5 protein-coding genes are annotated in these 6052 nt (G+C 50.6%); 2 read left to right on the top strand and 3 right to left on the bottom strand.

The annotated features are described in order from the left end of the window. Nucleotides 1-190: 190 nt before the first annotated feature. Nucleotides 191-1858 (top strand): AAA family ATPase, encoded by a 1668-nt coding sequence (locus BZG14_RS08570; RefSeq protein ID WP_077608513.1) that lies wholly within the window; start codon nucleotides 191-193, stop codon nucleotides 1856-1858. Beyond that, nucleotides 1845-3323 carry an ATPase RavA stimulator ViaA gene (viaA, locus tag BZG14_RS08565; protein ID WP_077608512.1) on the top strand — a complete coding sequence of 493 codons (1479 nt, stop codon included), beginning with the start codon at nucleotides 1845-1847 and terminating at the stop codon, nucleotides 3321-3323. The genes BZG14_RS08570 and viaA overlap by 14 nt, the downstream gene beginning before the upstream one ends. Here viaA and BZG14_RS08560 read toward each other — a convergent pair. From BZG14_RS08560 to BZG14_RS08550, 3 genes are all read right to left on the bottom strand, one after another. Next, nucleotides 3307-4209, bottom strand: a complete 903-nt coding sequence (locus BZG14_RS08560) for an EamA family transporter (RefSeq protein ID WP_077608511.1) — start codon at nucleotides 4207-4209, stop codon at nucleotides 3307-3309. The genes viaA and BZG14_RS08560 overlap by 17 nt on opposite strands. Before the next feature lie 136 nt (nucleotides 4210-4345). Next, on the bottom strand, nucleotides 4346-5140 hold the full coding sequence (locus BZG14_RS08555) for an ABC transporter ATP-binding protein (protein WP_069362862.1): 795 nt from the start codon (nucleotides 5138-5140) through the stop codon (nucleotides 4346-4348). Further along, nucleotides 5137-6048, bottom strand: a complete 912-nt coding sequence (locus BZG14_RS08550; protein ID WP_077608510.1) for an ABC transporter permease — start codon at nucleotides 6046-6048, stop codon at nucleotides 5137-5139. Before BZG14_RS08550 ends, BZG14_RS08555 begins: the two co-directional genes overlap by 4 nt. Between the last annotated feature and the right edge of the window lie 4 nt (nucleotides 6049-6052).

Here is a 6052-nt window from a genome sequence, read left to right as displayed (position 1 = left end):
ATCTGACAAGTGTGCTAATGATATATCGATACATTAATTAATATTATTTTACATAGTAGTGTGTTTTTTGTGCGGTTAGTCGGCCGGTTAATGGTAAATAGCGCTTGGCTTGCCATGATTAAACCAACAAGCGCTTCGAGGTTATCAAGCACAAACATACCCCATATAGCGATGAAAATCGGAGTATCACTTGTCTCAAAACCTTGCCACCGTCAGTCAACGAGCTTTGCTACCTGAACGTATAGCCAGCCTCATCAATGCGCTTTCTRGCGGCGTGTACGAACGCGAACATACTATCAAGATGTGTTTGTTGGCCGCGCTTGCCGGTGAAAGTATCTTCTTACTGGGTCCACCCGGGATTGCGAAAAGTTATATCGCTAAACGATTGATTGAGGCATTTGATAACAGCCAGTTTTTTGAATACTTGATGACTCGATTTTCCACGCCGGAAGAAGTATTTGGCCCGCTCTCGATTCAGGCGCTGAAAGATGAAGGTAAATATGTACGCTTGACCGATGGCTATTTGCCCAATGCCGACGTGGTCTTCTTGGACGAAATATGGAAAGCAGGGCCGGCGATCCTCAACACCTTGCTGACCGTGGTCAACGAACGCACCTTCAAAAATGGCGAGCATGTTTATCCTGTTCCTATGCGTTTATTGGTGACTGCGTCCAACGAATTACCCGAGCCGGACAGTGGGCTCGATGCCTTGTACGATCGCATGTTGCTACGAGTGTTCGTCAATCGGATCCAAGAGAAGAAAAACTTCAAACTGATGCTTACCGAGCCCAGCCAGGATGAAGCAACGGTGGCCGATAAGTTGAAAATTAGCCATCAAGAATATCAGCATTGGCAGACCATTATTCCCACACTGGATCTGCCCGATGCGATATTCGAAAAACTCTACACCCTAAAACAACGGGTAGAAAATGCCGGCAGTGAGCAATCACAGTTCGATCCAAGTGAGCTTTATGTGTCGGATCGCCGGTGGAAAAAAGCAGTGCGTTTGCTAAAAGCGGCCGCTTTTTTCAATGGTCGTGACGAAGTCGCTCCACTGGACTTATTGTTACTGGAAGACTGTCTATGGCATAGCCCAGAATCGCGCGATGTGGTGCAAACCGTGATGCAGGCATTTGCCAAAGAGGTGCTGTTCGATCAACAAGAAGTACTCGCTTTGATCGATGACGTCAAAGTGGCGTTAGAAGAGATTGAGCAAGATACGGCTGAGGCGCTGACCTATAGACAAGAGACGGCCACCGCTGGACTCACGCGCAAAGCAATGATTGACGTGAGTCAGTCGCCTCGCTTCACGGTCAACCAAAGTCGAGACTTGGTGCGTTTTGTCCTACTTCGGGCCAACCCATCGGTGTCAGAGCAAGAAAAAGGTGACAGTCGCTGGGTATATCTCGATGCGTCCGACATTGAGAAAAAGTTAAAAACAGGCAGCACAGACTTATATGGCTATGTGAATAAAAACAATCACCTGTGCCGGCTCACGTTAGAGTGGGATGCGCAGCACGCCTTGGTCATTAAAGATATCGCTAATCGGCCGGTGCCGATGGCCTTGGTGGGGGTTAACGATCCCAGCGAATCGCAGCTAGCAGATTGGAAGCAACAAACCGATCAGGCGCTTGAGCAATTGCAACACGCACAGTTTTTAATTCGTCGCGCGCGCAGTCAACTCAATGCTGGGTTACCGCATTTATTTGCGCAACCGGATCTGCTGGAAATCGCATCAGCGAGTTTGGTGGATGTTGAACATGAGGTTAAAACGCAGATCGATAACCTAGAGCGCCAAGTTAATCGTTTAGCGCGCTTAGGTGAGTTCTTCTCAGGGGCGAGCCATGCTGAGTGCTGAGAGCCTGAACATGGGGTTGATGCTCGCCGAGTCTGGGTTACTGGATGCGGCGATGACAGAGTTGATGTCTCACCCCCAGTTGCTGGTGTTGACGGAACGAAGCCCTGCGATTAAGCGAGCCGTAAAAAAACAGCTTCACCGCTGGCGAGGGCAAACAAAACGCAAGCTGGTGCAGCAAGGGTTGTCAGCCTCCCTGAAGCAAGAAATTCAATACTACGAGCAGGCCACCGAAAAAACCGCGCGCGCGTTTGAAAAAGAGATTGATACCTTACTGAGTCAGTTAAAATCGGTCTCTTCGTTCTATCCGCAGGCGGAAAAGCTCGCCGCCCATCAAGCTCAGCACGCCGACCCGATGTTTCAGTCGTACTTTTGCAACAAATGGCATGCGCATTTAAAAGCGGAAATACAAAAAAATCAGTCCGACAGTGTTGAGGCGCAAAAACAAAAGCTACTTGAAGACTTGTATCGGCGCATAGCCACCTATCAGCAAATGGATGGTGTCGATCAGTCGGGCGATATCAGCAAAGTGGGGCGGCTGTGGGATATGGCGGCAAGCTCTCTTTCGCAGCAAGACGTCACCTTGCTTAAACGGTTTATTACGTTTCTAGAGAAAAACCCGGAGCTTCAAGCTATTGCGGAACAACTCGGGCGCATGGCCAATCAGGTGAATCTTTCTGGGCCCAGCCAACAGCCCAATGAAACCCTGAAAACCAAACCAGAGCGTCAGGTGGATGTGCCGGACGATATCACGGGGATTTGCCAAAGTGATCGGGTTGATCGCTTGTTGCCCAATGAAGCAGTGTTGCTCGCGGATCCAGCGCTTGAAGTGGTGTTTTACAAGCAACTGGTCGACAAACAGCTCCTCAATTATCAGTTTTCCGGTAAGGCTTATCGTCGTAAAAAAGTCGAGACACAGGCGCCGAGTCAATCTAAGCCGGAACAAAAGAAAGGGCCGTTTATCATTGCCGTGGATGCCTCAGGCTCAATGAGTGGTTTTCCAGAGCAGTGTGCTAAAGCCCTCGCGTACGTGCTGATGCGAATTGCCGCCACCGAGCACCGAGACTGCTACGTGATGCTGTTTTCCACTGACCATATTAGCTACGAGTTAACCGGTGAGCGTGGTTTGCAAGAAGCGATGAGCTTTCTCTCCTACCGTTTTCATGGCGGCACAGATATGACGCCAGTCATTGATAAAGCGCTCAATCTGATGGAAAGCGATCGCTATCAAAACGCCGATCTAGTGGTGGTGTCAGATTTTATCGCGCCTAAGCAATCGGATGCGATGAGCAACAAGGTTGAGACACTGAAAGCCAACCACAATCGCTTTCATGCCGTCAGCCTGTCCAAATATGGCAATCCCAGCCTAATGGCTATGTTTGATTATTGCTGGCGGTATCAGCCGTCGTTGGGTGGCAGGTTGCTTAATCAGTGGTGGCCGAGTAAATCACTTACAGCGCAGAAGTAGGTCTGGCACGGGTTTTTAGTCCCAACCAGCGGCCAATGCGCCGACCCAATACTGACAGGCTCAAGCCAGTAACAATCAAGGCCGCCCCAATCCACTCAATCAGCGATAAGGATTCTCCCAACCCGATCGATGCGGCCGCCATACCGACAATCGGGATTAATAGCGCAAACGGGGTGACCGAGGCCGAGGTGTGCTGGTTGAGTAACCATCCCCAGATAGCGAACGCTACCAGTGTAGACAAGTAACCCACATAAGCAATTGATATCCATCCGGATAACGGTGTCGCTTGTAATAGCGCAAGAGGTTGATGACTCTCAAACCAGTACGAAAGGGCAAACAGTGGCAGCGGTGGGATTAAGCTGACCCAAACCATAAAGTGCATCAGGTTGACGCCTGGCATTTGTTTCATCACCATGTTGGCGATGGCCCAGAAAAAGCCAGCGGCAACAATCATCGCCACCCCTGTGAGTGTTGCGCTCCCCGTTGACGTGACGAAGAAGAGCCCAAAGCCGATAAAGGCAACAGCAAGTCCGATGCGTTGCGGCAAGGTAATATGTTCTTTAAGGAGCAGGGCGCTTAACGCAATGGTAAAAATCACTTGTGATTGTAATAGCAACGAGGCGATACCCGCTGAGGCATCGTCCTGCATGGCAATAAACAACAAACTAAATTTAATCACGCCCAGGCTCAGTCCCACCGCGAATAGTTGCCAAAGTTTTACCTTAGGACGCGGAATAAAAAATACCGCCGGCAAGGCGACGATAAAAAATCGTAATCCTGAAAACAAAATGGGTGGGAGGGTTTCCAGCCCAACTTTAATGACGGAAAAGTTGACGCCCCAGATCAGCACCACTAATAAAGCGAGCAGAACGCTTTTAATGTTCATAGCCAGTCCCTTACTAAGATACCGCTACCCTAGCATGGAAGACTGGCTATCACGAAAAATCTGGCAACCAGAATAGAAAATTGGGCGCTTATTCGGGAATAAGCGCCGCCTGTTGTCCTTGAAGTGAAAGACTGTGTCAGCCGAGCAGCAAGCTGTCGTCGGCAAGGGTTTCGCCACGCACTTTGTTGAACATTTCCAGGAGATGTGGGACATCCATATTCTTGCGTTCATCCCCGTGTACGTCGAGGACGATATTGCCTTGGTGTAACATCACGGTGCGATCGCCACAGGCCAAGGCATCTTTCATTGAGTGAGTGACCATCATCGCCGTGAGGTTAAACTCATTGACGATGGTTTTGGTCAAATCAATCACGAACGCCGCCATACGTGGATCCAGGGCGGCAGTATGTTCATCAAGCAGTAAGAGCTTACTGTCTGATAGAGTGGCCATCACCAAACTGACCGCCTGGCGTTGGCCTCCTGAAAGCAGGCCGATGCTGTCACCGAGCCTATCTTCTAGCCCTAACCCCAAAATCGCAATGCGCTCTTGGAATAATTGACGCCGTTTACTGCCCAGCGCACGTGTCCAGCCACGCCCTTTTCCGCGCCGAAAGGCCAGGGCTAAGTTTTCTTCAATGGTTAATGAGGCACAGGTGCCTGCAAGTGGATCTTGAAACACTCGCGCGGCGAGGGTGGCACGTTGGTGAACGGCTTTTTTCGTCACATCGATGTCGTCAATCATAACCTGACCACCAATCATCGGGGTTTCCCCTGTCACTGCCCCCAGCAAGGTCGATTTCCCCGCGCCATTGGAGCCAATGATGGTGACGAACTCTTTTTCAGGAATCGTGAGATTGACGCCTCGTAACGCGCGGTTCTCCAGCACGGTCCCAGGATTAAAGGTGACTTGAATGTTGTTAAGCGTGATCATCCTGACACCTCCGCCTGCTTGGCACGTTTCGACTTTTGATATTGCTGGCGCATTTTGGGTGCAATCAATGCGACGGCAACCAGTACCGCGGTCACCAAGTTGAGGTCAGAGGCTTGCAAGCCAAACATGCCACTCGATAAGGCGAATGCGACGGCGAGACGATAGAGGATAGAGCCTAAAATAACCGCGATAACGGCCACCCAGACTTTACGCCCAGGGATCAGCGTTTGTCCCAATATCACCGCGGCGAGCCCCACCACAATGGTGCCGACGCCAGAGGTGACATCAGCAAAGCTATTGGTTTGTGCAAATAACGCCCCGGCAAAGCCGACAAAGGCGTTGGATAACGCCAGGCCAAAGTAGGTATACATCGCGGTACTTCCACCTTGCGCCTTTACCATGCGTGCATTGACGCCAGTGGCGCGTAGCCCAAGGCCGAAATCACTGGCTAATAAGCGGATCACGAGGAGGCCACTAATAATCACCAAGACACCCACCACTAAGGGGCGAAGATACGCTGGGGCAATCCCCAGTGATTCAAATGGTGTGAGGATGGTTTCTTCCCCGAGTAAGGCGATATTGGGGCGCCCCATGATACGGATGTTAATAGAGAAAGCGGCAATCATGGTCAAAATACTCGAGAGCAAATTGAGGATGCCGCATTTTACGGTCAAAAAGGCAGTGACGAGCCCTGTCAATCCACCGGCCAAAATGGCCACGGCCGTTGCTAACCATGGGTTATAGCCGGCAACGATCATGGTTGCTGCCACGGCAGCGCCCATTGGGAAGCTGCCGTCAACGGTCAGATCGGGAAAATCCAAAACACGGAATGTCAGATAGACTCCGAGTGCGACCAAGCCATAGATCAGCCCAACCTCTAAGGTGCCGAAGAACGCAATTGCAGTCATTTAC

The sequence above is a fragment of the Salinivibrio sp. IB282 genome (assembly GCF_001995685.1).
GTDB classification, from domain to species: domain Bacteria; phylum Pseudomonadota; class Gammaproteobacteria; order Enterobacterales; family Vibrionaceae; genus Salinivibrio; species Salinivibrio kushneri.
Note: the sequence above shows the minus strand (reverse complement) of the source record. Positions and strands in the feature narration are given on the sequence as shown.